This window comes from Kitasatospora sp. NPDC032150, assembly GCF_055579945.1.
In genome coordinates this window covers 61,049-86,170 of record NZ_JBVIMH010000027.1, presented here as the reverse complement: position 1 = coordinate 86,170, position 25,122 = coordinate 61,049, and the positions used below count along the sequence as shown (strand labels likewise).

General features: G+C 71.4%; 20 protein-coding genes. 5 read left to right on the top strand and 15 right to left on the bottom strand.

Features of this window, described 5'->3' with window-relative positions; all coding sequences use genetic code 11:
• Positions 1-71: 71 nt before the first annotated feature.
• The 5 genes from ACZ5ON_RS26805 to ACZ5ON_RS26785 form a co-directional block, all read right to left on the bottom strand.
• Positions 72-1,271: an IS701 family transposase gene (locus ACZ5ON_RS26805; RefSeq protein ID WP_465597859.1), complete on the bottom strand. Its 1,200-nt coding sequence runs from the start codon at positions 1,269-1,271 to the stop codon at positions 72-74.
• A gap of 57 nt (positions 1,272-1,328) precedes the next feature.
• The gene (locus tag ACZ5ON_RS26800) at positions 1,329-3,485 is read right to left on the bottom strand and encodes an AGE family epimerase/isomerase (protein WP_465597817.1); all 2,157 of its coding nucleotides are present in this window, start codon (positions 3,483-3,485) and stop codon (positions 1,329-1,331) included.
• On the bottom strand, positions 3,485-5,581 hold the full coding sequence (gene glgX / locus ACZ5ON_RS26795; RefSeq protein WP_465597814.1) for a glycogen debranching protein GlgX: 2,097 nt from the start codon (positions 5,579-5,581) through the stop codon (positions 3,485-3,487). Before glgX ends, ACZ5ON_RS26800 begins: the two co-directional genes overlap by 1 nt.
• Before the next feature lie 76 nt (positions 5,582-5,657).
• Positions 5,658-6,350: an NAD(P)H-binding protein gene (locus ACZ5ON_RS26790; protein WP_465597811.1), complete on the bottom strand. Its 693-nt coding sequence runs from the start codon at positions 6,348-6,350 to the stop codon at positions 5,658-5,660.
• Positions 6,351-6,434: 84 nt separating this feature from the next.
• Positions 6,435-7,775, bottom strand: coding sequence for a sugar phosphate nucleotidyltransferase (locus ACZ5ON_RS26785; protein WP_465597808.1), 1,341 nt, complete (start codon positions 7,773-7,775; stop codon positions 6,435-6,437).
• 347 nt (positions 7,776-8,122) lie between these two features.
• Here ACZ5ON_RS26785 and ACZ5ON_RS26780 point away from each other — a divergent pair, with 347 nt between their 5' ends.
• The 3 genes from ACZ5ON_RS26780 (at position 8,123) to ACZ5ON_RS26770 (ending at position 12,742) form a co-directional block, all read left to right on the top strand.
• Positions 8,123-8,587, top strand: coding sequence for an HAD family hydrolase (locus tag ACZ5ON_RS26780; protein WP_465597805.1), 465 nt, complete (start codon positions 8,123-8,125; stop codon positions 8,585-8,587).
• Positions 8,588-9,010: 423 nt separating this feature from the next.
• A complete protein-coding gene (locus ACZ5ON_RS26775; RefSeq protein ID WP_465597856.1) occupies positions 9,011-11,692 on the top strand; it encodes a SpoIIE family protein phosphatase in 2,682 nt (893 codons plus the stop codon).
• A gap of 366 nt (positions 11,693-12,058) precedes the next feature.
• Positions 12,059-12,742, top strand: a complete 684-nt coding sequence (locus ACZ5ON_RS26770) for a Crp/Fnr family transcriptional regulator (RefSeq protein WP_465597802.1) — start codon at positions 12,059-12,061, stop codon at positions 12,740-12,742.
• 38 nt (positions 12,743-12,780) lie between these two features.
• Here ACZ5ON_RS26770 and ACZ5ON_RS26765 read toward each other — a convergent pair whose 3' ends face one another.
• From ACZ5ON_RS26765 to ACZ5ON_RS26755, 3 genes are read right to left on the bottom strand one after another with little or no spacing between them, the layout of a single operon-like run.
• Entirely contained in the window at positions 12,781-15,210 is a 2,430-nt protein-coding gene (locus tag ACZ5ON_RS26765) for an ABC transporter ATP-binding protein/permease (RefSeq protein WP_465597799.1), read from the bottom strand.
• Entirely contained in the window at positions 15,207-16,214 is a 1,008-nt protein-coding gene (locus tag ACZ5ON_RS26760; protein ID WP_465597796.1) for an ABC transporter permease, read from the bottom strand. Before ACZ5ON_RS26760 ends, ACZ5ON_RS26765 begins: the two co-directional genes overlap by 4 nt.
• Entirely contained in the window at positions 16,211-17,788 is a 1,578-nt protein-coding gene (locus tag ACZ5ON_RS26755) for an ABC transporter substrate-binding protein (RefSeq protein WP_465597793.1), read from the bottom strand. The genes ACZ5ON_RS26760 and ACZ5ON_RS26755 overlap by 4 nt, the downstream gene beginning before the upstream one ends.
• Before the next feature lie 160 nt (positions 17,789-17,948).
• Here ACZ5ON_RS26755 and ACZ5ON_RS26750 point away from each other — a divergent pair, with 160 nt between their 5' ends.
• Positions 17,949-18,665 carry a PIG-L deacetylase family protein gene (locus ACZ5ON_RS26750; RefSeq protein WP_465597790.1) on the top strand — a complete coding sequence of 239 codons (717 nt, stop codon included), beginning with the start codon at positions 17,949-17,951 and terminating at the stop codon, positions 18,663-18,665.
• A 108-nt stretch (positions 18,666-18,773) separates the two neighbouring features.
• Positions 18,774-19,154: a VOC family protein gene (locus tag ACZ5ON_RS26745; protein ID WP_465597787.1), complete on the top strand. Its 381-nt coding sequence runs from the start codon at positions 18,774-18,776 to the stop codon at positions 19,152-19,154.
• Positions 19,155-19,226: 72 nt separating this feature from the next.
• Here the strand turns inward: ACZ5ON_RS26745 and ACZ5ON_RS26740 are convergent, their stop codons facing one another.
• The 7 genes from ACZ5ON_RS26740 to ACZ5ON_RS26710 all read right to left on the bottom strand — a co-directional run bounded on the left by ACZ5ON_RS26740 (position 19,227) and on the right by ACZ5ON_RS26710 (position 25,102).
• Positions 19,227-20,462 (bottom strand): cytochrome P450, encoded by a 1,236-nt coding sequence (locus ACZ5ON_RS26740; protein WP_465597784.1) that lies wholly within the window; start codon positions 20,460-20,462, stop codon positions 19,227-19,229.
• Positions 20,463-20,525: 63 nt separating this feature from the next.
• Complete coding sequence (locus ACZ5ON_RS26735; RefSeq protein WP_465597781.1) at positions 20,526-21,713, bottom strand: cytochrome P450; 1,188 nt, start codon at positions 21,711-21,713, stop codon at positions 20,526-20,528.
• A gap of 112 nt (positions 21,714-21,825) precedes the next feature.
• Positions 21,826-22,227: a DUF3224 domain-containing protein gene (locus ACZ5ON_RS26730; RefSeq protein WP_465597778.1), complete on the bottom strand. Its 402-nt coding sequence runs from the start codon at positions 22,225-22,227 to the stop codon at positions 21,826-21,828.
• Between the two features lie 57 nt (positions 22,228-22,284).
• Positions 22,285-22,674, bottom strand: a complete 390-nt coding sequence (locus ACZ5ON_RS26725) for a nuclear transport factor 2 family protein (protein ID WP_344639758.1) — start codon at positions 22,672-22,674, stop codon at positions 22,285-22,287.
• A 145-nt stretch (positions 22,675-22,819) separates the two neighbouring features.
• Positions 22,820-23,569, bottom strand: a complete 750-nt coding sequence (locus ACZ5ON_RS26720; protein ID WP_465597775.1) for a thioesterase II family protein — start codon at positions 23,567-23,569, stop codon at positions 22,820-22,822.
• Positions 23,570-23,603: 34 nt separating this feature from the next.
• Positions 23,604-24,863 (bottom strand): beta-ketoacyl synthase N-terminal-like domain-containing protein, encoded by a 1,260-nt coding sequence (locus tag ACZ5ON_RS26715; RefSeq protein WP_465597772.1) that lies wholly within the window; start codon positions 24,861-24,863, stop codon positions 23,604-23,606.
• Positions 24,860-25,102, bottom strand: a complete 243-nt coding sequence (locus ACZ5ON_RS26710; protein WP_465597769.1) for a phosphopantetheine-binding protein — start codon at positions 25,100-25,102, stop codon at positions 24,860-24,862. Before ACZ5ON_RS26710 ends, ACZ5ON_RS26715 begins: the two co-directional genes overlap by 4 nt.
• Positions 25,103-25,122: the final 20 nt, after the last annotated feature.

Here is a 25,122-nt window from a genome sequence, read left to right as displayed (position 1 = left end):
CGACCCGGCGGCGGGTCGGCGTGCCTCGTCCAAGGTGGTGCGGTCCTTTCGGGAGAGGGGGTGGTGGCGGCCTATCCGAGGCTCACGGGCCGGTCCGGCTCGCCGGGTCGCGACAGCTGCTGCAGGGCGTGGAATCCCCTCGCTGCGGAGACCAGCGTCACGTGGTGGTGCCAGCCGGGGAACGACCGGCCCTCGAAGTCGCCGAGGCCGTAGTCCTGGTGGAGCTGTTCGCAGCACCGGCTGGACTGGTGGCGGAGTTCGGCGAGTGCGACCAGCTCGTTCAGCCGGTCGCCGCGCAGGTTGGTCACCAGGTAGGTGCGCGGCTGCGGACGGCCGAACGGCCACTCCACCACCAGCTGGCGCGGTGCCGACGAGCGGCCGGCGGCGCCGGTGGTGAGCGGGACGAGCATGAACTGCGAGTGCTGGTACCGGCTGTCGGGCCGGTCCCGCCAGGCCGCCACCGACCTGTCGGTGCGCAGCGCGGGGTCGCGGGCGACGGCCGCGGCCGTCCAGCGCCTGGCGGAGGTGCTGCGCTCGGTGCTGGGGTACGAGTGGACCGGCCGGCCGGGCAGCTGGGTGGTGGCGCCGACCTCGACAAGGTAGCCGACGCCGCGCTGTTCGAGTCCGAGCAGCAGCGGTTCGACCTCCGATTCGAAGCTCCAGTTCGCGAGTACCGGTGCCGGGGGCAGGTCCCAGTCCTGGAGCATCTCGTCCACCGAGTCCAGCAGGTAGCGCCATCTCGGCCGGTGCCGCTCCTCGTCGGGCACCCGGGCCTGGGTGCGCAGGTCCTCGTCCGCGTCCCAGTGCCGGGGCATCAGCAGCCGCCAGTTGACCGGCAGGCTGGCCTCCTGGCTCACCAGTGAAGCAGCCAGCGCCAGCTGGCAGTTGACCATCCGGCCCTCGGCCGGCACGAACTGGCGGGCGACGCCGACCGAGCGGGTGCCGTTCTTGCGGAAGACCACCTCGTCGAAGGCCCAGGCCTGCGGCTGGGTGGCCGCGCAGAGCCGTTCGGCGAGGTGCCGCCGCAGTTCCGTCGGGTCCCAGGTGCTCTGGTTGACGAACTGCTGGATGGGCTGGGTGGCCGGCCGGCCGAGCACGTGCTCGGCGATGTTCCGCGGGGTCCTGCGGCCGCTGGCGTGCAGCAGCCCGCTCAGGTAGACCTCGCCCCAGCGGCGCTGGTCGGCCCGCCCCAGCAGTGCGAAGAGCTCCTTGCAGTAGGCGGAGAAGCCGTCCGGCGCCTCGGCCGCTTTCGCCGGACGGACTTGCAGCATCGTGGACACATCGATCCTTCGGGGAGTCGTGACGCCTGGTCAGCCGTGACGCGGCGGTCAGTAGTCGTCGCAGGGGGCGGTGGGGTCGAGCAGGAAGGCGTCGGTGGCCACCAGCGCCTGGGCGACCTCGGGCAGGGCACAGCCGACGATCACGAAGTCGACGTCCAGCCCGATCTTGGTGCGCTGGAAGAGCAGTTCGTTGATCACGGGCCGGGCGAGCTCGGTGACCTTGCACAGGTGGAACTCCACCCGTCGCGGCTCGCAGGACAGCGCCTCCGTGAGGGACCGGCGGAACTTCTCCAGCTCCTCCAGGTCGATCACGCCCTCGCAGTGGATGTGGGCGGTGCGGCCGTCGAAGTCGCTGGAGATCCGCAGCCGCATGTCGGCCGGTTCCAGTTCGACCCGGACCCGCACGGGCCGGCTGGTGACCGGGAGTTTGACCGTCAGGGCCTTGGCGTCGAAGTCCTCGTACGGCTCGTCGTCGATCCACACCCGGCCGATCTGGACCGACCCGGTGGGCAGCAGGTCGGGGGCGACCCGCAGGATCCGGTCCGGGTACGCCTCGGGCCGCGGCCGGAAGTGCAGGGTGAGCGGCGCGGAGTCGTTCAGCAGGCCGGTGTAGACGGCGGCCAGGTAGCACAGCTCCAGGGCGTGGTAGCCGGCCATCGAGTGGCTGCCCTTGAGGCGCTCGGTGCCCACCAGGTAGGGCATGCCGTCGGCGAGCACGTTGAAGTAGACGCCGCCGTCGTCGTAGTCGAGGAAGAACGCGTTGTAGAACGAGGCGGCCTCGCGGGCCAGCCGGCGGTGCTCCGGGTCGCCGGAGACACCGGCCAGGATGAGGTAGGCGAGGATCGCCTGCTCCTGCTGCCACCAGGCCTTGCGGTCGTGCCAGACCAGGCGGTGGGTGCCGCTGTCGGGGTCCGCCTTCCGGTCCACCACGTCGTACCAGCCGCCGCGCTGCTGGTCACTGCCGACCGGCGGCATGATCTCCGCGATCCGCTCGGCCAGGGCGGCGTACTCGGGCTTGTCGTGCAGGGCGCGGATCCGGGTGAGGTTCCAGGCGATCTTCAGGTTGTGTCCGACCACCGCGCGGTCCTGCTGCCAGCCCCAGGTCCGGTCCGGGCTCCAGTCCTCGTGGAAGCGCTCCTGGACGAAGGGGCTGTCGGGCTCGTCCGGGAAGTACCGGACGATGGTGTCGGCGGTCTCCTCCAGCAGGTCGGCGAAGTCCTGGCGCTCGGTGGCCAGGTAGGCGTTGATCAGGTAGGCCGGTGCGTGGTCGCCGATGGAGTTCCAGTTCTTGCGGGCCCGGTTGCGGCCGAGCGCGTCCGAGCGCGGGTCCATGGTGATCGGGTCGAGGTGGGAGAAGAACCCGCCCTTGTCCTCGTCCTTGAAGTACCGGTGGAACAGCTCGACGGTGCGGTCGATGTCCGACATGATCCGCGGGTCGCCGGTGATCCGGTAGGTCTGGGTCGGGCCGGCCAGCGCGTAGATCTGCTCGTACATCGGGACGGCGTCGTAGTCGTCGCCGAACTCCGAGGCGAACACCTTGCGCTGGCCGCTCTCGGCGATGTCGATGCCGTGGTACCAGTAGACGATGCCCTCGCGCTCGTCGGCGACCTGCATGTGCTCGCGCAGGTACTCGGTGCCGGACTCGGCGGCCTGCAGGAAGCGCTCCTCGCCGGTCAGCAGGTAGGCGGTGGCCAGGCCGTAGACCAGCCGGGAGATGGTGTCGGTCTCCTGGCGCACGTCCTCCCCGGTGTCCGGGACGTGGGTGCCGTGCAGGGTCAGCTTGGTGCGGAAGTTGCGCCAGTCGTACACGCCGTCCGGGAAGTGGCCGCGCAGGTAGAAGTCGGCGATCTCGGCGGCCTGCTGGACCCACCAGCCCGGCTTCTCGAAGACGTACGCGCCGCGGCTCTCCTCCGGGAAGGTGATCTGCCGGGCCTCGATCCGCTCCCCGCCCTCCCACTGGTAGAACAGCCCGTGCACGAAGACGTACCGGCCCTCGGCCAGCATGTCCCGGGTGGCGGCGGTGGTGTCGCGGTAGTCGTCGCCGAGGTTGCGGACGATCTGCGAGCCGAGGAAGCCGTCCAGGTGGATGGTGAACTCGCGGCCGTCACAGGTGCGCAGGCCGAAGCGGTCGCGGGTCGGCTCGTACGAGGTCACGTAGCCGGCGATGCAGTCGGAGTAGGTGCGCCGGGTGTCGGGAGTGCTCATCACAGGGTGCCTCCGTCGTCGGGCAGAGCCGTCAGGATGACGATGCTGCGGCCGTGGGCGTGGTAAGTGCGGCCGTGGACCCGCTCTTCGCTTCCGGGCGCGAGGAGGTCCAGCGGGGAGTCCTGGGCGGTGTCCGCGACGCGGTGCCAGGGCCGGCCGGGGATGTGCGGCAGCTCGAAGTCCAGGCCCAGGTGGAACATGTTGAGGATCACGTGCAGGTCGGGTTCCTCACCGAAGCCGGCCAGCGTGAACGACAGCACGCGCGCTCCGGTGTCCTCCCAGCCGGGCTGTTCCAGCTTGGTGCCGTGCCAGGTGACGTCCGGCAGGCCGCGGTCGTTGTGGCGGCCGGTGAAGAAGTGCGGGTCACGCAGGGAGCGGTGGCGCTTGCGCAGCGCGATCATGCCCTGGAAGAAGTGGCGGACCTCGGTCTCCTTCTCGGCCTGGTCCCAGTCCAGCCAGGTGATCGGATTGTTCTGGCAGTAGGCGTTGTTGTTGCCGCCCTGGGTGTTGCGGAACTCGTCGCCCGCCAGGATCATCGGGACCCCGCGGCTGAGCAGCAGCAGGGCGGCGAAGTTCTTTATCTGACGGATCCTCAGCTGCTCGATCTCGGGCGAGTCGCTCGGACCCTCCACGCCGCAGTTCCAGCTGAAGTTCTCGTTCGCCCCGTCCGCATTGGACTCGCCGTTGGCGCTGTTGCGCTTGTGCCCGTAGCTGACCAGGTCGTTGAGGGTGAAGCCGTCGTGGCAGGTGATGAAGTTGATGCTGTTGGTGGGCAGTTCGCCGTCCTTGCCGAACAGGTCGCGGGAGCCGCCGATACGGGTCGCGATGGTGCCGACCAGGCCGGCGTCGCCGCGCACGAAGCGCCGTACGTCGTCGCGGAACGGCCCGTTCCACTGTGCCCAGCGCCGCCCGGGGAACCGGCCGACCTGGTACAGCCCGCCGCCGTCCCAGGGCTCAGCAATGATCTTGGTGTCGGACAGGATGCCCGACAGCTCGATGCCCCAGAGCACCGGCGGCACCTCCATCTCGTAGCCCTCGGCGCCGCGCGAGAGCTCGGAGGCCAGGTCGAAGCGGAAGCCGTCGACGTGGTGCTCGGTGACCCAGTACTCCAGGCACTCGATGATGAACTTGGCCACCGCCGGGTGGTTGGCGTTGATCGCGTTGCCGCAGCCGGTGAAGTCCATGTAGTGCCGGCGGTCCTGCGGCCAGAGGTGGTAGTAGATCTCGTTGGCCTGGCCGCGGAAACTGATCGTGGGGCCGTGCTCGTTGCCCTCGGACGTGTGGTTGAAGACGACGTCCAGGATCACCTCGATGCCGGCCCGGTGCAGCGCCTTGACCATGTCCCGGAACTCGGTGATGTGGGCGCACTGGCAGGGGTTGGAGCAGTACCCGGTGTGCGGGGCGAAGAACCCGAACGGGTCGTACCCCCAGTAGTTGTAGAGCGGGACGCCGTGCGGCCCCATCCGCAGCAGCTGCCGCTCGTCGAAGTCGAAGACCGGGAGTAACTCGACCGCGGTGACGCCGAGTTCCTTGAGGTAGGGGATCTTCTCCACCACCGCCGAGAAGGTCCCCGGGTGGGTGACGCCCGAGCTCGGCGAGGCGGTCAGGCCCCCGACGTGCATCTCGTAGATCACGGTGTCGGCCAGCGGCGTGCGCAGCGGCTCGTCCTCCTCCCAGTCGTAACCGGACAGGTCGACCACCATGCTGCGCATCGAGTAGGCGCAGTTGTCCTCGGGGCCGATCGCCCGGCTGCGGTCCCAGAGGGTGTTGATGTTCGCCCGCGAGTAGGGGTCGAGCAGGACCTTGCGGCGGTTGAACCGGGCACCGGTGGCCCGGGTGTGGTTCGGCCCGTCCATCCGGTAGGCGTAGGTCTGGCCCGCCTTCAGACCGCTCACGTGGCAGTGCCAGAAGTGGTAGCTGCGGTGGTGGTCCGGGTCCAGGTCGATGGTCCTGGTCGGCACCAGGTCGTCGTAGTTGTCGAACAGCAACAGCTGGACGTGGGTGGCGTGTTCGGAGAAGACCGAGAAGTTGACCCCGTTGGCGTCCAGCGTGGCGCCCAGTGGCTGCGAGCGTCCGGGAGTGACCTCTGCAAGCACGACAGGCGACGGCGTTGTGTGACTCACTGTCATTCCCTCATCGTTGTGATCGGCGCGGCTCGAAGGCGGTGCCCGGTCAGGCGACGGCCACCCGGTCGGGCTCCAGCTCGGAAAACGCCCGATCCCAGTCGGACAGCGGCGCTCCCGGCTCGTTGAACAGCTCGAAGGTCACGCCCCTGGCCGCCTCGGTGTAGAGGGCGCGGACACAGGACTCGGCCGCGTCCGTGCGGGAGACCAGGCCGATCCCGCGGTCTCCCTGCTCCAGGCGCACCCGGTCGCCCGCGGACTGGTCGTCGACCAGCCAGCCCGGCCGCACCACGGTGTAGGGCAGCCCGGAGCCGCGGACCGCCTCCTCGCCCGCCCGCCGCCAGTCGAGCAGCCGGCCGTAGGCGTTCAACGGGTGGCCGCGGTGGGTGACATGGAGCTGGCTGACCAGGACCACGTGCGGCCGCCCGCCGTCCGCGGTCGCGGCGGCGAGGACGTTCCGGACACCTTGGTACATGGTGGTCTCCGGCCGGTTCGGGCCGTCCTCGTCCGTCCCGGGCTCGACGCAGTACACCAGCGCCGAGCAACTGCCGAGCGGTCCGGCCAGGGTGTGCGGCACCCGCACGTCGCCCTGGCTGAATCCGGTACCGGGCGGCAGCGGCAAGTGGTCCGACCGGTCGGTACGGCCGATCGCCCACACCCGCTCGCCGCGGTCGAGCAGGCGCTGCACGATGAGCCGGCCGACCCGGCCTGCGCCGCCGACCACCACTATGGGGTTATCCATCGTTCCTCCTCCATTGCCTCGGACTCGTCGCCTTGCTGCTGTTTGCCGCTGGGCACGCCGCCGCCGGCCGGGCCCGGCCGGCGGTCAGACCCAGCGGAGAATGTCGTCGGAGCTGGTGAGAGTGGTCCCGGCCGGAAGACCGGCGATCGCCGGGACGTTGAGCCGGGGGTAGACGCTGACCCCGGAGAGCCGGGCGCCGGCGAAGACCCGCGCACCGTCGCCGACCGCCGAGTAGCCGTCCAGCCGGGCCGGCCGCACCCGGGCCGAGCGGATCTCCGCCATCGGCCCGACGTAACTGTCGCTGATCTCGGCGTACGGCCCGATCACCGCCGAGTCGCCGCAGGAGGCGCCGCTGAGCCTGGCGCCCTCGCACACCTCGGCGCCGTCGCCGATGTCGGTGTACTCCAGGCGGACGTCGGCGCCGATGCTGACGTGCCGTCCGATCCGGACCCCGGGGCCGATCTGCACACTGCCCTCGGCGATCTTGTCGGCCAGGGTGGTGCCCGTGAGGTCGTCCCGGGCCGCCAGGCTCGACTCGTGGATCCAGTACCGCGGATCATCGCTCTGCGGCCGCGGCATCAGCTGGTTCATCCCCAGGTAGTCGCCCGACAGGACGTCGCGCAGGGTCACCAGGTAGTCCTCGACGTTGCCCAGGTCGCCGAGGCGGCCGATCCGGTGCGCGGCCACCCGGTGTCCGTGGCGCACCAGCCAGGGCAGCAGTTCACCGCCCCAGTCCAGCCGCCGCTGGGCCTGGCGCATCAGCGCCGGCTCCCGGGCGGCCCGGCGCAGCCGGGCGCAGTCGACCAGGTACATCCCGGCGTTGGTCGGGATCACGGCCTCGCCGTCGGCCGCGCCCGGGAACAAGCCGTGCAGCCGGTCGAGCGCGGGCTTCTCGACGAAGCCGGTGACCAGACCGTCCGCCCCGGTCTGGATGGCGCCGTACTTCCCGGCGACCTCCCGCGGGCTGCGGGCCACCGAAGCCACGGTCACCACCGCGTCGGCCGCGTCGTGCGCGGCCTCCAGACCGGCCAGCGAGAAGTCGAAGACGGAGTCGACCGGCAGGACCAGCGCCCGCTCGGCGAGGTCCCACTGCTCCAGGTTGTGCAGCGTGGCCGCACCGGAGCCGACGTTGTAGCGGTCGAAGCTCGACCGCGAGTAGCGGACGTCGACGCCGTAGCGCTCGCCGTGGCCGAGCACCAGCTTGATCTGGCTCCGGTTCTCCAGGCCCTGCGCGACCACGTGGAAACGGCGGATGCCCTGCTCCCGGCAGGCGTCGACCACCCACTCGATCAGCCGGCGGCCGGCGAACGGGAGCAGGGCCTTGCTGCGGATGTAGTCGGCGGACTCCAGGGTGAGGGGCTTGGCCCGCTCCCCGCGCCCTCCGGCCAGGATGATCCCGACCGTGCTGGACTCTCCCCCGGTCATGGCGTTCCTCCCCTAGGCAACCTGTCGACAAGATTCAACAGCGGCTGTCAATTCTTGTCAAACAGTTCTGTCAATCTTCCCGTCCGCCCAAGTCGAGCCCTACGGCACCAGTGTCCGATTTATTAACCTTTCCACCTATTTACTATTCAAGATTCGACGGTTTTCATGAGCACGACATAAGCCTTTCAGCCAATTCGCGACCGGGGATTCTCTGAGGATCCGGCCCATGGCTGGCCAATGACCTCGTACGCTACGGTCGGTCCGACAGAAGTGACTGTTGGTGTCAATGAGTCGGTGAAGTCAACCGCCGGACACGCGCGCTCAGGCGAACAGGATGGACGGGGGCCATGGAGACGGAATTACGCCGCGCTGCCTTTTTCGACCTGGGTTCCTGCTGCAGATCCGTGGCCGGCGCGGTGGTCAGCGCGGTCGAGACGCACAGACGTGCCGGAGACCTGCTGATCCTCGTGCTCCCTGACGACGGCATCCCGCCGCACCCCTACCAGCTCCGACTGCGGATGGATCTGGTGGTCTACGCCAGAAGCGCCCGCACCCCGGAGGACATCAACCAGCCGAGCAGCCTCGACAGCGCCAAACTGCAGATCGTCGTGGAGACCATGGCCAGGCTCGGACTGGACGCCTCACGCTGCTTCGCCTACGGCCACCGTTCCAGCGGGCTCGGCACCCTCACCGTGGTGGGCAACCCCCGGGTGATCGCCCCCGATCCGGAACTCACCCGGCATGCACGCTCCCGGGGCTGGCCGTTGATCGACGCGCCGCGGGTGAGCCCGGAGACGCCCTCGTCCTGCTGACCGGACCGCGCCGCCGTGCCGCCGACCCTCCTCCCGCACAGGGCACGTGCACCATCACGGCAGGACCCTGTGCGGCGGAGCCGGTCGAGCCGGCCTCCAGGGCGGCCCGGGCAGACGGGAGAACGCGCCGCACCGGGCCGAGAACCCCTCGAACGGCCCAGTTCCCGGTGGGATGTGCCCGCCACGTGATCGACCGCCGGACGGCCGTTCCCCGGCGGCCCGGCCGCTCCGGACCGGCCCGACCGGCGCACTCCCGCAGGCGTGGCGCGTCAGCACTCGAAGCAGAATCGGGCTAAAACAGGCATATGGCCCGAGTTCTGGGCCGCTGCCTTCGGCTGCCCCCAGCGCCGACCGGGTGGCCGCCGCGGGCGGCGACAGCCGTGCCCACTTCGGAGGGAGCCGTCAGTGAGGCGTCTGCGGTCGATGGCGAGCATCCGCAGCGTCGCCGGGCAGATGTTCCTGCTGCAGGTGCTGATCGTGCTGCTGCTCGTGGTGTCCGCGGTGACCACGCTGGTGCTCAAGGCACGGACCGACAGGTTCCAGTCAGCCCGCAGCCGTTCGCTCGCCGTCGCCGCGACCTTCGCCCAGGGCCCGACCCTGGCGGACATCCTGAAGGGCCCCGACCCCGCCGCGCACCTCCAGCCCTACGCCCAGGCCGCCCAGATGCAGAGCGGAGTCGACTTCGTCGTGGTGATGAACCGGGACGGCATCCGCTACACCGCCCCCAGGCCGGAGGAGATCGGGAAGAAGTTCATCGGCACCATCGGCCCCTCACTGGCCGGCGGCATCACCGTGGAGACCGTCAGCGGCGTGAGCGGCCAGGACGTGCAGGCGGTGGTCCCGGTGACCGATGCCAGCGGGACGGTGGTGGGCCTGGTGTCGTCCGGGCTCACGGTCAGCCAGGTGAGCGGTGTGATCAACCGTCAGCTGCCGGTCATCCTCGGCGCCGGCGCGGCCGCGCTGGCGCTGGCGACGGCCGGTACGGCGCTGGTGACCGGCCGGCTACGGCGGCAGACGCACGGCCTCGGCCCGGCCGAGATGACCCGGATGTACGAACACCACGACGCGGTACTGCACGCGGTGCGCGAGGGTGTGGTCATCGTCGGCGGCGATGGCCGGGTCCTGCTGGTCAACGACGAGGCGCGCCGCCTGCTCGGCCTGCCCCCGGAGTCGGAGGGCCGGCTCGTCGACGGGCTCGGCCTGGACCCCCGGATGGCCGAGCTACTGGGCTCGCGCCGGGTCGCCACCGACGAGGTGCTACCACTCGGAGACCGGCTGCTGGCGGTGAACAACCGGCCCATCGAGCGGGTCGGCGGGCCTCCCAGCAGCGTCGCCACCCTGCGGGACTCCACCGAGCTGCGCGCCCTCGCGGGGAAGGCCGAGGTGGCCCAGAGCCGGCTGCGGCTGCTGTACGACGCGAGCGTCGCCATCGGCACCACCCTCGACGTCCAGCGCACCGCCGAGGAGCTCGCCCAGGTGGCGATCGGCCGGTTCGCCGACCATGTCACCGTCGACCTCGCCGAGTCCGTCCTGCGCGGCGAGGAGCCGCCGACCGGCGTCTACGACGAGGCGCCGGAGCTGCGGCGGGTGGCCCTCGCCGGTGTCCGGGACGACCACCCGCTGTACCGGCAGGGCGGGGTGCACCGCTACCCGCCGGCCACCCCGATGGCGGTCGGCTTCGTCACCGGCCGCCCGGTGCTGGTGCCGGACCTGCGGGCGTCCCTCGACGCGCAGACGCCGGGCGGCGACCGTGCCCAGGTGATGCTGGACCACGGCCTGCGCTCACTGATCACCGTCCCGCTGCGGGCCCGGGGGGTGCTGATGGGGATCGCCAACTTCTGGCGCCGCGAGGGGAGCGAGCCCTTCGACGAGGACGACCTGTCGCTGGCCGAGGAGCTGGCGGCCCGCGCCGCCGTGTCCATCGACAACGCCCGCCGCTTCACCCGCGAGCACGCCATGGCCGTCACCCTGCAGCACAGTCTGCTGCCGCGCGGCCTGCCCGAGCAGAACGCCCTGGAGATCGCCTACCGCTACCTGCCGGCCCAGGCCGGCGTCGGCGGCGACTGGTTCGACGTCATCCCGCTGCCCGGCACCCGGGTCGCCCTGGTGGTCGGCGACGTGGTGGGGCACGGTCTGCACGCCGCCGCGACCATGGGGCGGCTGCGCACCGCCGTGCAGAACTTCTCCACCCTCGACCTGCCGCCGGACGAACTCCTCGGCCATCTGGACGAACTCGTCACCCGGATCGACCAGGAGGCCGCCTCCGCGGAGGGGGAGACCGCGATCACCGGCGCCACCTGCGTGTACGCCATCTACGACCCCACCACCGGCCGGTGCGCTCTGGCCCGGGCGGGCCACCCGCTGCCCGCCCTGGTCCACCCCGACGGCAGCACGGAGTTCCTCGAACTCCCCGCGGGACCACCGCTCGGCCTGGGCAGCCTGCCCTTCGAGGCGGTCGAGCTGGCCCTGCCCGAGGGCAGCAGCCTGGTGCTCTACACCGACGGCCTGGTCGAGGACCGCACCCGCGACATCAGCACCGGCCTGGAGATCCTCACCGACACGCTGGCCCACCCCGGCCGCACCCCGCAGGAGACCTGCGACGCGGTCCTCGACGCGCTGCTGCCCGCACGTCAGACCGACGACATCGCCCTGCTCGTCGCCCGCACCCGGCTGCTGGACCCCGAGCGGATCGCCGAGTGGGACGTACCCTCCGACCCGTCGGCGGTGGCCGGGGTACGGGCCGAGGTCACCCGGCAGCTGACCCGGTGGGACCTGGACGAGGCCGCGTTCGTCACCGAACTGGTGCTCAGCGAGCTGATCACCAACGCCATCCGCTACGGAACTCCACCGATCACGGTGCGGATGCTCTACGACCGCACCCTGATCTGCGAAGTCTCCGACACCAGCAGCACCGCACCCCATCTGCGCTACGCGGCCGCCGAGGACGAAGGCGGCCGCGGGCTGTTTCTCATCGCCCAGCTCGCCGAGCGCTGGGGTACCCGGTACACCCCCGACGGCAAGATCATCTGGGCCGAGCAGCTCCTCCCCGGCGTCGCGGGCGCCGAGATCGTCCTACCCGGTCTCGACCTGGACAACTTGTTCTGATCGCACTGGAGTTGACGATCGAGCGGGGCCGCAGGCCGGCCCCCCTAGGTCGTACGCGGCGCCCCGGAGGCCGCATCCGGTCCGTTCCTCGGCCACCCGTACCGGCACCGGCCGACGCGCTTCGGCTCCGATCACTCCGAACCGAAGGCCGATGCCGCGGCAATCCTCGACAAACCCAAATCCAGGGGGTATAAAACCAGCCACTTACGGCCACAATCGATCAACGATTCGACCCTTGACAAATGTTTCACATGTCCTAATCTCTACATTATACCTTCGTAGACACAGGGGGGAGGAGGGGGCGCACTGGCCGCGGCCTCCGCCGCCGCCTTTCAGTGCGCACGCCCCGCGTTTCTTATGAATCAATTGCAAGACGTCCTGAATTTCACCGACCGCATCGTCGACCGTATTCGATCCGAAGACCGCATCATGCCGACCGTCACCGTCTCGCGGGGGGACCACATCTACAACTGCACCGAGCGGGACCGCAGCGTCTATCTGATCAAGTCCGGGCAGGTCAAAACGGTGATGGTAACGTCCAGCGGCAAGCGATGTCTGCTCGACCTCTACATCACCGGGGATATCTTCGGCGAACTCTGCATGACGGATCCATGTCGTGTCGAAACCGCCATAGCGATGGCCGACACCGAAATCACGAAAATCCCGCGCCGGCGTCTCCTGACAATTCTCGAGGAGGAGGACCTCTTCGAGGGATTCGCGGAGCACCTCACCAGCCGGCTCTCCGAACAGCAACGGATAATCGTCAATCTGGTAACGATGGAGAGCGAATTGCGGCTGGCTGCTAGATTACTCCAGCTGTCGCATCGTTTCGGCCAGATCCACCAGAGCGGGTCCACCATCGGCGCCCGGCTCACCCAGGAGGAACTCGCCGAGATGGTCGGGACGACCCGGTCCCGGGTGGGCTTCTTCCTCAAGCGGTTCCGGGAGGCCGGCCTGCTGGAGTCCAGCCGGGGCTGGATCACGATCCGCAATGAGGCGAGCCTGGCCGACTACATCGACGAGCGCATGGGACTCAGCACCGCCTTCTGACCTCCTCTCCCCCCACTGTGTGGCACCACCCGGGCCGGTCAGGCCGGCCCGGTCACCACGGTGTGCACCAGGCGGCCGTGGGCCACCTCCGCGAGTTCGCCGCCGAGTTGCTCCACCACCAGATGGTCATGGGTCACCACCACCAGGGCGACGCCGAGCTCCTGGCTGATCCGGTCGAGCACCTGCAGCACGGCCAGTGCGGTGGAGCGGTCCAGCGCGCTGGTGATCTCGTCGCAAAGCAGGACGTCCGGCCGAGCCGCCAACGCCCGTGCCAGCGCTACTCGTTGACGCTCACCCCCCGACAACGCCACTGGCCTACAGGATAGATGACTTTCCGCCAGACCGATCCGGCGGACCAGATCCAGTGTCTCTTCGGCAACCCGGTCGGGCGGCACCAGGGCGAACTGCCGCATCGGGCGCCCCACGATCCGGGCCACGGTGTGCCGCGGGTTGAGCGAGTCGTACGGGTTCTGCGGGACCAGCTGGAGCCTCCGGCGCTGGAGTGCCGTACGCTCCCCCACGCTGGCTGCCAACACCTGGCCGGCCAGGGCGACTTGGCCCTCGGTCGGCTGCACCAGCCCGGCCATCGCCCGCAGCAGGGTGCTCTTGCCGCTGCCGGAGGGGCCGACGACGCAGAGCCGGCCGCCGGCCGGAACGCTCAGCTCCACCCCGGCGAGGACCTGCCCGGCCCCCGGCCGCTCCACCGTGAGTCCGGCCACCGACAGGCGGGCGGCACCGGCCGGTTCCGCCGCCAGCAGACCGGGCACCGGCTCCACTGGTCCGGCCTTCTCCTCGTCCACACCGGTGGTGCCCGGCTCGGCCGGACCCCGTCCGGCCGGCCCGGTCTCGGCCAGCACCTCGGCCGCCGGACCCGTCCGCATCACCCGTCCCTCGCGCACCATCACCACCGTGTCGGCGCTGCGGGCCACCGCGGCGAGGTCGTGCGAGATCAGCAGCACCGCGGTCCCGGCCTTGCGGCAGAGTTCGACCACCTCGACCAGTAGCCTGGCGGTGTTCTCCGGATCCAGCGCACTGGTGGGCTCGTCCAGCACCAGCAGGCGCGGGTCGCGGGCCAACGCGACCGCCACGGCGAGCCGCTGGAGCTGGCCGCCGGAGAGCTGGAACGGGCGCCTGGCGAGGAAGGCCGCATCGTACGGGAGGGCGACCCGGCGCAGCGCCTCCTCGGCGCGCGGGCGCCGTTCGGCGGCGGGCACACCGGCCGCGCGCAGTTGCTCGGTGATCTGCTCCGCCACGCAGAGGTTCATCGGCAGCGAGGTCCTGGGGTCCTGGGCGACGTACCCGACGGTCCGCGCGCGGTGGCGGGCCAGTTCGCGGCGCGACAGCCCGTCCAGCACGGTACCGAAGAGGTGCGCCGTTCCGGCGACGCGCTCCAGGCCTGGGGCGGTGTGGCCGAGCAGGGCCAGCGCGGTGCTGGTCTTGCCGCTACCGGAGTCGCCGATCAGGGCCACCACCGTTCCCTGACGGACGGTCAGATCGATGCCCCGGACGGTCTCCCGGCCGGACTCGGTGACCCGCAGGCGCAGATCGCGGACGGCCGCCACGGTGTCCGGGGCCGCACCGCGCCCGGTTGGCGCGGCCCGCCCGGGTGCCGGCTTCCGCACCGCGGTGCGGAGCGCGCGCCGGGGCGCGCGCTCCGCGAGGCCGAGGCTGTCGGCCAGCCGCCCGGCGGCCAGCAGCAGAACCAGCAGCATCGCCGCGGGTGCCAGCACGGCGAGGGGCTGGAGACTCAGACCGCCCTGGTTCTCCATGATCATCAGACCCCAGTCGGGCGTGGGCGGCTGCGCCCCGAGTCCCAGGAAGCCGGCGGTGGCGACCGCGTAGGCGGCGCCGGCGAAGCGCACCGACGCGTCGGCGGCCAGCGTCAGCACCAGGTTCGGCAGCACCTCGCGGAAGAGCACGGCGGCGGTGGACTCACCGCGGGCCACCGCGACCTCGACGTAGTCGTGGGCCAGGATCTGGACGGTGGCGGCCCGGACGACCCGGGTGATGTCCGGCAGCATCACCGCGACCACCGAGATCGCCACCCCGGTCACGCCGGGTCCGGTACCGGTCGCGATCACCGCGATCAGCACCAGCGGCGGCAGGCCCATCAGCACGTCCGCCGACCGCATCGTCAGGGTGGCCACCCAGCCGCCGCGGAAGGCGGCGAGCATCCCGGCCGCGGTGCCCAGCAGGTAGGCGGCCGCCAGGATCACCACGGAGAGCAGGACCAAGGTCCGGCCGCCGGCCAGCACCCGGCTGAGAACATCGGCCCCGAGGTGGTCGGTGCCCAGCAGATGGGCGCCGTCGGCCGGGGCGAACGGCACTCCGACGCCCACCAGCGGGTTCTCGGGAGCCAGCCACGGCCCGCACAGCGTCAGCAGCACCAGCAGGACGAGGACCACCGCGGCCACCGGCCTGCGACGGCCGGACCGGGTCGGGGGCTGCACGGCGTCGGTGGCCTTCACTGCGGCATTCTCCTCAGGGGGTCGACCAGTACGCCCAGCAGATCGCCGAGCAGGTTCACCAGTACGGTCACCGCGGCGACGGTCAGCGCGGCCGCCTGCACGGTGGGCACGTCCCGCCCGGCGGACGCCTGCACCAACATCGAGGCCAGCCCGGGGTAGCCGAACAGCGTCTCGGCCACCAGGGCACCGCCGACGAGCAGCGACAGGTACCGCGCCAGCAGCGGGATCACCGGCGGGATCGCGGCCGGCAGCACGTACCGCAGCACCACCCGGTGCTCGGGTACACCGTTGAGCCGCGCCGTGGCCACCGCGTCGCCCGCGCTCACCGCAACCACGCCCGCGCGCACCAGCCTGGCGTTGTGGGCGATGCACGCCACCAGCAGGGTCGCCACCGGCAGCACCAGGATCTGCGGCCGGTCGGCCAGTTGCTGGTCAGGGCCGAGCACCGAGACGGCCGGCAGCCAGTCCAGCTCGACCGCGAGCAGCAGCACCAGGACCGTCCCGGTGACGAACTCCGGCAACGACACCAGGCTCAGGGTGACCAGTGCGATGACCCGGTCGGCGAGGCCGCCGGCCCGCAGGCCCGCCCAGACCCCGAGACCGAGCGAGACGGGTATCAGCAGGGCGACCGTGACCCCGGCGAGCACCAGCGAGTTCCCGGCCCGTGCCCAGAGCAGGTCGGCGACGGGTGTGCCGGAGACGTAGGAGCGCCCCAGGTCGCCGTGAAGAACGCCGAGCAGCCACCCGCCGTAGCGGACCAACGCGGGCCGGTCCAGGCCCAGTTCGGCCCGGCGGTTGGCGATGGCGGCCGGGTCGGCCTCCCCGCCGAGGGAGACCGACGCGGCGTCGCCGGCGGCGGCCTCGGTGGCCGCGAAGACGATCGCCGAGACCGCCAGCAGCACCAGAGCGCCGGACAGCAGCCGGCGCAGCACGAACCGCCACGGCGTCCACCGGCCGCCACCCGCGGTCGCGGTGGCGGTCGCCGTCGGATGGGTGGCCGTCATGCGAGGTAGGCGTCCTTGAAGCTGGGGAAGGTCGGGTAGCCGAGCGACTTGACGCCCTGTACCCGCGGCGAGGCCGCGGCGAGCACCGGCGCCTTCGCCCACACCAGGTCGCCGCCCTCCTCGTGGAGCAGCTGCTGGATGTCGGCGAGCGAGCTGCGCCGCTGCTCGTCGGTGACGGCGGAGCGGACCTTGGTCACCAGGTCGTCCACCTTCGGGCCGGCCAGCCCGGTGAACGGCAGCAGCGCGTCGCTGCCGTAGAAGAACAGCACGTCCAGCGGCAGCGGCCGGGGTTTGCGGTTGGCGGACTGGAACTTGGCGCCGATGAAGACCTTGGGGTCGGCGAAGAAGTCGCCGGCCGGCACCTTGTCCAGGTTGATGGTGATGCCGGCCTTCTTCGCCTGCTCGGCGAGGACGACCGCGCCCTCGGTCAGACCGTACTCGTAGTCGCTGGTGCGGATGGTCAGCGAGAGGTTGCCGGCGCCCGCCCCGGCCAGCAGCTGCTTCGCCCGCTCCGGGTCGTACTGGGTCTGCGGCAGGTCGTCGGCGTAGAACGGGAGGTGCTTGCCGAACAGGTCGTTGGCCACCTCGCCGAAGCCGAGGGTGACCCGGTCGACCATCTGCTGCCGGTCGACCGCGTACTTGAGCGCCTGGGCCACCCGCGGGTCGGTGAACGGTGCCTGGCTGCGCTTGAGCATCGCGCCGAAGTTGGGCCACTCCCACTTCGGCGGGGTGATCAACTGCAGTTTGCCGTTGGCCCGTTCGGCCTTGCCGGCCACCAGCGAGATGCTCGCGGCGTAGTCGACCTGACCGGCCTTGAGCGCGTTCAGCCGGGCCGTGCCGTCGGCGATGGAGACCAGTTCCAGCTCGTCCAGGTAGGGGCCGTCCGGCCCCCAGTAGTCGGGGTTGCGCTTGAGCAGCGCGCCCTGGCCGACCTTGTGCTGGGTCAGGATGTACGGGCCGCTGCCGGGCACCGCGGTGAAGTCCTTGGTGCCGTCCGGGATGACGAAGATTCCCTGGGTGAGGATCAGGTCCAGGCAGCCGTTCGGACGCTTCATCGGCAGCAGGAGGGTGCGGTCGTCCTTGCGCTGGGCGCCCGCGAGGTCGATGTCGGCGAGCAGCGGGGACTGGTTGGCCTTGGCGTCCAGGTAGGTGCGCAGGGTGAACAGCACGTCGGCGGCGGTGAGTCTGCGGCCGTCGGTGAAGTGGACTCCGTCGCGCACCCGGAGGGTCCAGGCGGTGCCGTCGGCGTTGGGCTCGACGCTCTCGGCGAGCTGCATCTGGGTGCGGCCGTCGGGGCCGATGACGCACAGCTCGTCGTAGACGACCCGGGCACGGACGTAGTCGATCGGCGTGTTGGCGGCCTTCGTCACGTCGCCGGTCTCGTTGCTGCCGCCGATGAACGCCGCCCGCATCCGGCCGCCCTTCCTCGGTGTGGCACTCGCACTGCTCGCCGCGACGGGCTTCGCGTCCGATCCGCAGGCGGTGAGCAGCGCGGCTCCCGCGGCACCCGCCGAGATGCCCGCCGCGGCTCGCAGCAGTGTCCTTCTCGACACCGCGCGCCCTGAATCAGTCATGGATCCTCCTCTGTTCCCCGGCCGCGACTCATGGACCGTGACGGCGCGAGGAACGTATCCACCTGAAGCTGGTGGGATCTGCGCAGCTTTGAGCATCCCGGGCACCGCCTGCGCTCAGCAGTGAGCATACGTGCCGGACCGCAGCTGCCAGCCTGACCACATGGGCAATCAACTGACAGAACTGCCAAGCGACTTCGAGCGGGTGCTGTGCGTGGTCGCGCACCCGGACGACCTGGAGTTCGGCTCGGCCGGCGCGGTCGCCGCCTGGACGGCGGCCGGCAAGCGGGTGGCCTACCTGCTGCTGACCCGGGGCGAGGCCGGCATCGACTCGATGGCCCCGACCGAGGCGGCCGGGGTACGGGAGGAGGAGCAGCGCCGCAGCGCCGAGGTGGTCGGGGTGGACAGCGTGGAGTTCCTCGACCACCGGGACGGCACGGTGGAGTACGGCCCGGCGCTGCGCCGGGACATCGCGGCGGCGATCCGCCGGCACCGGCCGGAGCTGGTGGTGGGCTACAACCACCGGGAGAACACGTACACGGGCAAGTGGAACACCCCGGACCACCGCAACTGCGGGCTGGCGTTGCTGGACGCGGTCGGCGACGCGGGGAACCGCTGGATCTTCCCGGAGGCCGGCGAGCCATGGGGCGGGGTGCGGTACGCGGCGATGGCGAGCTCCCCGGCGCCGACGCACGCCGTCGACGTCACGGACTCGGTGGACAAGGCGGTGGCCTCGCTGGAGGCCCACGGCAGCTATCTGGCCGCGCTGGGCGGCGGGCGGGCGGTGGACGTGCGCACCCCGCTGACCGGCCTGTTCCGGGCCACCGGCGAGCGGTTCGGCGGCCGGCTGTCGGTCGGCTTCGAGCTGGTGGTCGGCTGAGCGACGGTCACCTGGCCGGATGCGCATGGCGGCGTACGGCTCCGCATCGGCGGGCCGGATGCGCAATCTTGGCCAGGCACGGCGGCCCGCGGTCCCTAGGGTCGTCCCATGGCTGCTATCCCATACACGAAGTACGAGGACGTGGCACGGGCCCTGGAGTGGCTGACCGAGGCGTTCGGGTTCACCGAGCGGGAGCGGTTCGCCAACCCCGACGGGTCCGTGTTCCACGCGGAGATGCTGACCCCGGCCGGCGACCCGGTGTTCCTGGCCGGACCGGGCGGTGACTACCGTGCGCCGGCGAACACCGGGTACCGCAGCGCGATGGTCTCGGTGGAAGTGCCGGACGTCGACGCCCAGTTCGCGCGGGCCGAGGCGGCTGGCGCCAAGCCGGTGTTCCCGCCGACCGACACCCCGCAGGGCATGCGGGTCTGCAAGGTGGAGGACCTCGAGGGCCACGAGTGGTTCTTCACCCGGCGCTCGGCCGGCTGAGGCCGGGTCGGATCCGGTACGACCGGGCGGGCCGGGGAGTCTCCCCGGCCCGCTCCATCGTCGTGCGGTGCCTCACCAGGTGATCGGGAGGGCCTCCAGGCTGTGGATGACCACGTTCTTCTTCCACACCAGCTCGGTCTCGGGCACCGCCAGCCGCAATCCGGGGAACCGGCGGGTCAGCGAGGCGATGCCGATCTGCATCTCCAGCCTGGCGAGTTGGGCTCCCACGCAGTGGTGGATGCCGTGTCCGAAGCTGGTGTGGGCGCCCGGCTTGCGGGTGATGTCGAAGGTGTCCGGGGCGTCCCAGACCTCGGCGTCGCGGTTGGCCGAGTTGGTGACGGCGATGACGCCCTCGCCGGCCCGGATCGCCTCCCCGCCGATCTTGACGTCCTCGGTGGCGACCCGGATCAGTCCGCCGGCCGCGCCGCCGGGGATGTAGCGCAACAGTTCCTCGACCGCGTCGCCGATGCGTTCCGGCTCGGCCCGCAGCAGTGCCAGCTGCCCGGGGTTGCGCAGCAGCACCAGGACGGCGTTGGCCAGGCGGTTGGCGGTGGTCTCGTAGCCGGCCACGATCAGCCCGCCGGCGAAGGAGATCAACTCGCGCTCGGTGAGCCGATCCTCGTTGTCGCGGGCCGCGATCAGCACGCCGAGCAGGTCGTCGGTGGGGTCGGCCCGGCGCTGCTCGACCATGCCGGCCAGGTAGCCGATCAGCGCGTTGCGCGCGGCGACCGCGGCCTCCAGGGCGTCCGGGGAGGTCCGGAACATCAGGTCGGACCACTCCCGGAAGCGCGCCTGGTCGTGCTGCGGCACGCCGAGCAGGTCGCAGATGGTGGTGATGGGCAGCGGCCCGGCCAGACCCGAGACCACGTCCGCCTCGGTGCCGCCGTCCGCCATGGCGTCCAGCAGCCGGTCGACGGTGCGCTGGACACCCGGGCGCATCCCCTCGATACGGCGGGCGGTGAAGGCCGGGGCGACCAGCTTGCGCAGCCGGGTGTGGTCGGGCGCGTCCTTGCTGACGATCGACTCCGGATCGCCCTCGACGCCGGGCATGAACCGCGGCGCCCCGGGCCGGGTGGCGGCCCGCCGGCTGAACCGCGGGTCGCTGAAGACCGTCCGGACGTCCTCGTAGCGGGTCACGATCCAGGCCTGGTCGCCGCTGGGCAGGGTCACCCGGACGGCAGGCTGCTCGGCCCGCAGCCGGGCGTACTCCGGCGACGGGTCGAGGGCCGACAGGATGGGGAACGGGAACTGCCGCGGGGTCTCCTGGTACGGGTCGGCAGGGCCCAGGTCCGAGTCAGGCCGGGTCACTCCGGCTCCTTTCGTTGGTCGGCGGTGCTCCGTTGCGGGTGGTGGTCGCGGCGATGGGTGCGGTCACCAGGTGACCGGCAGCGCGTGCACGCCGTGGACGAACATGTCGGTGCGGAAGGGCACTTCGGCCAGCGGGACGGCCAGCCGCAGCGTGGGCACCCTGGTGAACAGGGTGGACCAGAGCACCTGGAGCTGCAGCCGCGCCAGCAGCTGGCCCAGGCACTGGTGGAGTCCGAAGCCGAAGGCCAGGTGCTCGTTGCCCGCGCGGGTGAGGTCCAGCCGGTCGGGGTCCGGGAAGACGCTCTCGTCCCGGTTGGCCGAGGAGAGCACCACGACCACGCCCTCACCGGCCTTGACGGTCCGTCCGCCGATCTCGACGTCCTCCAGCGCCGCGCGGCGCAGGCCGTAGTCGATGACCGTCTGGTGGCGCAGCAGTTCCTCCACCGCGGCCGGCAGCAGGTCCGGGTCGGCGCGAAGCGCGGCGAGCTGCTCGGGGTGCTGGAGCAGGGTGAGCGTGCCGATGCCGATCTGGTTGGCGATGGTCTCGAAGCCGGCGATCATCAACAGGGTGGCGATACCGACCAGTTCGTCGTGGTCGATGCCGTCCTCGGCCATCCGGGCCGCGGCCCGGCTGAGCAGGTCGTCGGCGGGCTCCTGCTGCTTGCTGGTCACCAGGCGGTCCAGATAGCCGCGCAGTTCGTCGCGGACGACCTCGCGGCGGGCCGGCGGGGCCTGCTGGTCGCCGATCACCTGGGTGCAGCTCTGGAAGAACTCCCGGTCCTGGTAGGGGACTCCGAGGAGTTCGCAGATCACCAGGGTGGGCAGCGGCAGGGCGAGGGCCTGGACCAGGTCGGCGGTGGGCCCCGCGGCGAGCATCTCGTCGACCAGCCCGTCCACGATCCCCTGGATCGCGGGCCTCAGCCGCTCCAGCCGCTTGAGCCGGAACTCGCCCACTACGGTGCGCCGGAGCCGCCCGTGGTCCGGCGGATCCATCCGGATGAAGGTTCCCGGGCCGGGCGGCCGTACGGTCATCCGGGCCGGGAACCCCTCACGGGAGAAGTCCGAGCTGAACCTCGGGTCCGCCAGTACCGCGCAGGCGTCGGCGTGCCGGGTGACCAGCCACACCTCGTTGCCGTCGAAGTCCAGGGTGGCCCTGGTGATCGGCTGCTCGCGCAGCCGGTGGTAGTCGGGCGCCGGATCCATCGGGCAGGTTCGCGGGATGGGGTACGACGACGGGCTCGTGGTGTCCAAGGGTCGCGTCCTGTTCGTCCGACGGGCGGCTGCCGGGCGGGTTGCCCGGCAGCCATCCTCACCGCCGTCCGGTGACGCGTCTGCTCAACTTTGTGCTGGTGGCAGGCACGCTCTACCGGAAGTCGTAGTCGAGCCGGTAGGTCGCGTTGCCGGCCTCCTCGTGCGTGGCGGTGAAGCCGCCGCTGCCGGTGAGGCCGGCCAGCTCGCCGGTTCCGGAACCGGGCACCACCGTCCAGGTGACCTCGGCGGTCGTGCCGGTCAGCTCTCCGGTGTGCTGGAGCACGAAGCTGCCCGAGCGGCCGCCGAGCCGACCCGTGATCTGCTCCAGGCCGACGAAGGTCGTCGACGTCTCGGACCGGTAGAACATCACGTACTCCTGCACCCCCTGGCCCTCGATGTCGCCGCTGTAGGAGTACTCGACGGCCGACCTGGTCAGCTTGCGGCCGTCGGCCTCGGTGAAGTCCTGCTCCTCCCAACTCTTGAGCGTGCGCGTACCGGTGGCGTTCGTGCTCATGGGTAGTCCTCTCCTTGACCTGATGTCGCGGGCGCACCCGTGCCGGGTGCCGTGCGCTCAACCAGCATGCCCCGCAGAGCCGTTGTCCGCGAACCAGTCGCGCATTCCGCCCTCGATCCCCGCGACGTGGCGCCAGACCAGGCCGTCCTTGAGGACGTATGCGCCGAAGCCGAGCTCGCGTTCGCCGCGCACGCTCATCACGGCGCGCACGAAGATGGTGTCCTCGCTGTGGGTGTACTCCAGCAGCCGCTCGTAGCGGGCGTCGATGTCCATGTACCGGCCGAAGGTCTCACCGATCTCCTTGATGCCGTTCAGGATGCCCTGGAACCGGACCACCACCGCGTCCGGGTGGTAGGTCTCGATCAGCGCGGCGATGTCCTTGGTCTCCAGGCACTCGATCTGGCGGACGAAGATCGGGTGACAGGCCGACAGGTCCAGCTCCGACATGGTGACTCCTTCGTGGTCGGTGGTGCTGACAGGGATGTGCGGTTGACCGGGTGGTGCCGGCCCGGCCCGGCAGGATCGGCCGGGCCCAGGTCCTGTCGCCAAACCCCCTTCGTTCGCCGAGCAGAAGGGGGTTTGACGACAGGTCCTAGGGGTGTGCGGGCACACCCAGCCGGTCACGGACCAGCGCGAGCAGCTCACGCGGGTCCTGTCTCAGGTAGAAGTGGTCGCCGTCCAGCACCCGCAGCTCGAACGGTCCTCTGGTGGTGTCCCGCCAGCCGGCCATCTCGTCCGCGCCCACCTGCGGGTCGGCGCGGCCCACCACGGCGGACACCGGGCAGCCCAACAGGCCACCGGACAGCGGGACATACGTCTCGTTCAGCTCGAAGTCCGCCCGCAGGAGAGGGCCGAAGGCCCGCAGCAGCCCGGGATGGGACAGCACCTCGGGCGGGGTGCCGCCCATCCGTCCGACGGCGGTGAGGAACTGCTCCTCCGGCAGCCGGTGCAGCGGATCCAGCCGGGCCGGCAGGTGCGGGGCGCGGCGGGCCGAGACGAACAGCTGCCGCGGCTCCCCCCAGCCCCGGGCGCCGAGTTCCCGGGCCGTCTCGTACGCGAGCACGGCGCCCAGGCTGTGCCCGAACAGCGCGAAGGGCCGGTCCAGCAGCGGAAGCAGCCCGTCGCAGAGCCGGCCGACCACGTCGGCCACCCGGCGCAGCGGCCGCTCGCGGGAGCGGCTCTCCCGGCCGGGCAGCAGGATCGGCGCGACGTCCAGGTCAGGTCCCAGTTTCCGCTGCCAGGAGCGGAATCCGGCGGGTCCGCCGCCGGCGTGCGCGAAGCAGAACAGCCGGGTGCCGGCGTCGGGGGCCCCTGGCCCGCCCGCCGTCCACGGTCCGGTCACGGTGCTCCTCAATCCTCTCCTCCGCCGGTCGGCCTCAGCAGCCGGCCAGCAGGATGCTGGTCTCGATGCCCCCGAAGCCGAAGCCGTTGGAGAGCGCGTACCGGATGGCGGCGTGCTGCGCCGAGCGCCCGGCGAACCGCAGTCCGGCGTCGACGGGCCGGTACAGGTTGACGTTCGGGTGGACGAAGCCCGCCCGTATCTGGAGCACGGTGGCCACCGCCTCGATCACGCCGGCGGCGTGCAGGGTGTGGCCGGTCAGCGCCTTGGTGGCGTTGATCCACGGCCCGTCGGGCCGCTCTCCGAACACCGCGCGCAGCGCCTCGGCCTCGATGCGGTCGCCCAGTTCGGAGGCGGTGCCGTGCGCGTTGACGTAACCGACCTGCTCGGGTTCGAGGCCGGCCGTTCGCAGGGCGGCGGTCATCACCGCGCTCTCACCGTGCCGGTCGGGGTCGGCCTGGCTGTTGCCGTCCAGCCCGATCCCGTAGCCGGCCAGCCGGGCGAGCGGCCGCGCACCGCGCCGCCGGACCGACTCCGTGCTCTCCAGCACCAGTGCGCCGCAGCCCTGTCCGAGCACGAAGCCGGCGCGCTCCGCGTCGAAGGGCCGGCAGACCTCGGCCGGGTCCTCGCGGGCCCTGCCGTCGGCCATCGCACCCAGGTTGAACAGCGCCTGCCGTTCCAGCTCGGAGAGTTCGGCGCAGGCGCCGACCACCAGGCAGGCGTCGACCGCGTCCAGCGCGAGCAGCCGTGCCGCGGTGATGATGCCGACGTTGCCGCTGGCCGAGGCTCCGCCGACGGTGCAGCCCTCACCGGTGATGCCCAGCACCTCGCTCAACACGCCCAGGTGGTCGCTGTCCAGCAGGTGCAGCGCCGCCCGGGCCGGGACGTGGGAGCGGCCGCGCCGCAGTCTCGGGTACAGGCTCTCGGCGTAGCCGGCGGTGAGGTTGTGGCCGGCCACCACCAGGCCGATCCGCTCCGGTGGCGGGCCGCCGGTGCCCAGGCCGGCCTGCTGCCAGGCGGCGAGTGCGGTGAGCAACGCCGTCCGCACCCCCATCGGTGCCCGGGCCGCCGTCCGCACCGCCCTGGCGCGCCACCCCGGCACGAGGCCGGGCAGCGCGTCGAGTTCCACCGGCAGGTCCGGGGTCGTCAGCCGGGCGGCGACGGTGCTCTGGCCGGCCTGGGCGGACGGCAGCCGGGTGATGCCGCTGCGCCCGGCCCGCAGCGCCTCGGTGAAGCCGGCCAGGTCGGTGGCGAGGGCGGTGCGCACCGCCATGCCGGTGATGACGGCGGGCTTCACGGGCGGTGTGCCCGGAGCAGCTCGACCAGGGCGCCGATGTGCGGCAGGCCGTGGAACTCGGGCACCGGGACGTCGATGCCCAGTTCCTCCAGGACCAGGGTGACCACCTCGGCCCGGTCGATGCTGTTGCAGCCGAGATCGGCCATCGACACCTCGGGGGTGACCTCGGCCGGGTCGATCTCGGGCACCACCGCGACGATGTGCCGCCGTACCGTCTCGAAGAGCAGCTGTTCGTCCATCGCTCGTCCTCTCGGCGCCC

Bases quoted from the DNA above. Each gene is read 5' to 3' on its own strand.
- ACZ5ON_RS26805 (WP_465597859.1), bottom strand. From the start codon at position 1,271: ATGCTGCAAGTCCGTCCGGCGAAAGCGGCCGAGGCGCCGGACGGCTTC.
- ACZ5ON_RS26800 (WP_465597817.1), bottom strand. From the start codon at position 3,485: ATGAGCACTCCCGACACCCGGCGCACCTACTCCGACTGCATCGCCGGC.
- ACZ5ON_RS26790 (WP_465597811.1), bottom strand. From the start codon at position 6,350: ATGGATAACCCCATAGTGGTGGTCGGCGGCGCAGGCCGGGTCGGCCGG.
- ACZ5ON_RS26785 (WP_465597808.1), bottom strand. From the start codon at position 7,775: ATGACCGGGGGAGAGTCCAGCACGGTCGGGATCATCCTGGCCGGAGGG.
- ACZ5ON_RS26780 (WP_465597805.1), top strand. From the start codon at position 8,123: ATGGAGACGGAATTACGCCGCGCTGCCTTTTTCGACCTGGGTTCCTGC.
- ACZ5ON_RS26775 (WP_465597856.1), top strand. From the start codon at position 9,011: ATGGCGAGCATCCGCAGCGTCGCCGGGCAGATGTTCCTGCTGCAGGTG.
- ACZ5ON_RS26760 (WP_465597796.1), bottom strand. From the start codon at position 16,214: ATGACGGCCACCCATCCGACGGCGACCGCCACCGCGACCGCGGGTGGC.
- ACZ5ON_RS26755 (WP_465597793.1), bottom strand. From the start codon at position 17,788: ATGACTGATTCAGGGCGCGCGGTGTCGAGAAGGACACTGCTGCGAGCC.
- ACZ5ON_RS26750 (WP_465597790.1), top strand. From the start codon at position 17,949: ATGGGCAATCAACTGACAGAACTGCCAAGCGACTTCGAGCGGGTGCTG.
- ACZ5ON_RS26745 (WP_465597787.1), top strand. From the start codon at position 18,774: ATGGCTGCTATCCCATACACGAAGTACGAGGACGTGGCACGGGCCCTG.
- ACZ5ON_RS26730 (WP_465597778.1), bottom strand. From the start codon at position 22,227: ATGAGCACGAACGCCACCGGTACGCGCACGCTCAAGAGTTGGGAGGAG.
- ACZ5ON_RS26725 (WP_344639758.1), bottom strand. From the start codon at position 22,674: ATGTCGGAGCTGGACCTGTCGGCCTGTCACCCGATCTTCGTCCGCCAG.
- ACZ5ON_RS26710 (WP_465597769.1), bottom strand. From the start codon at position 25,102: ATGGACGAACAGCTGCTCTTCGAGACGGTACGGCGGCACATCGTCGCG.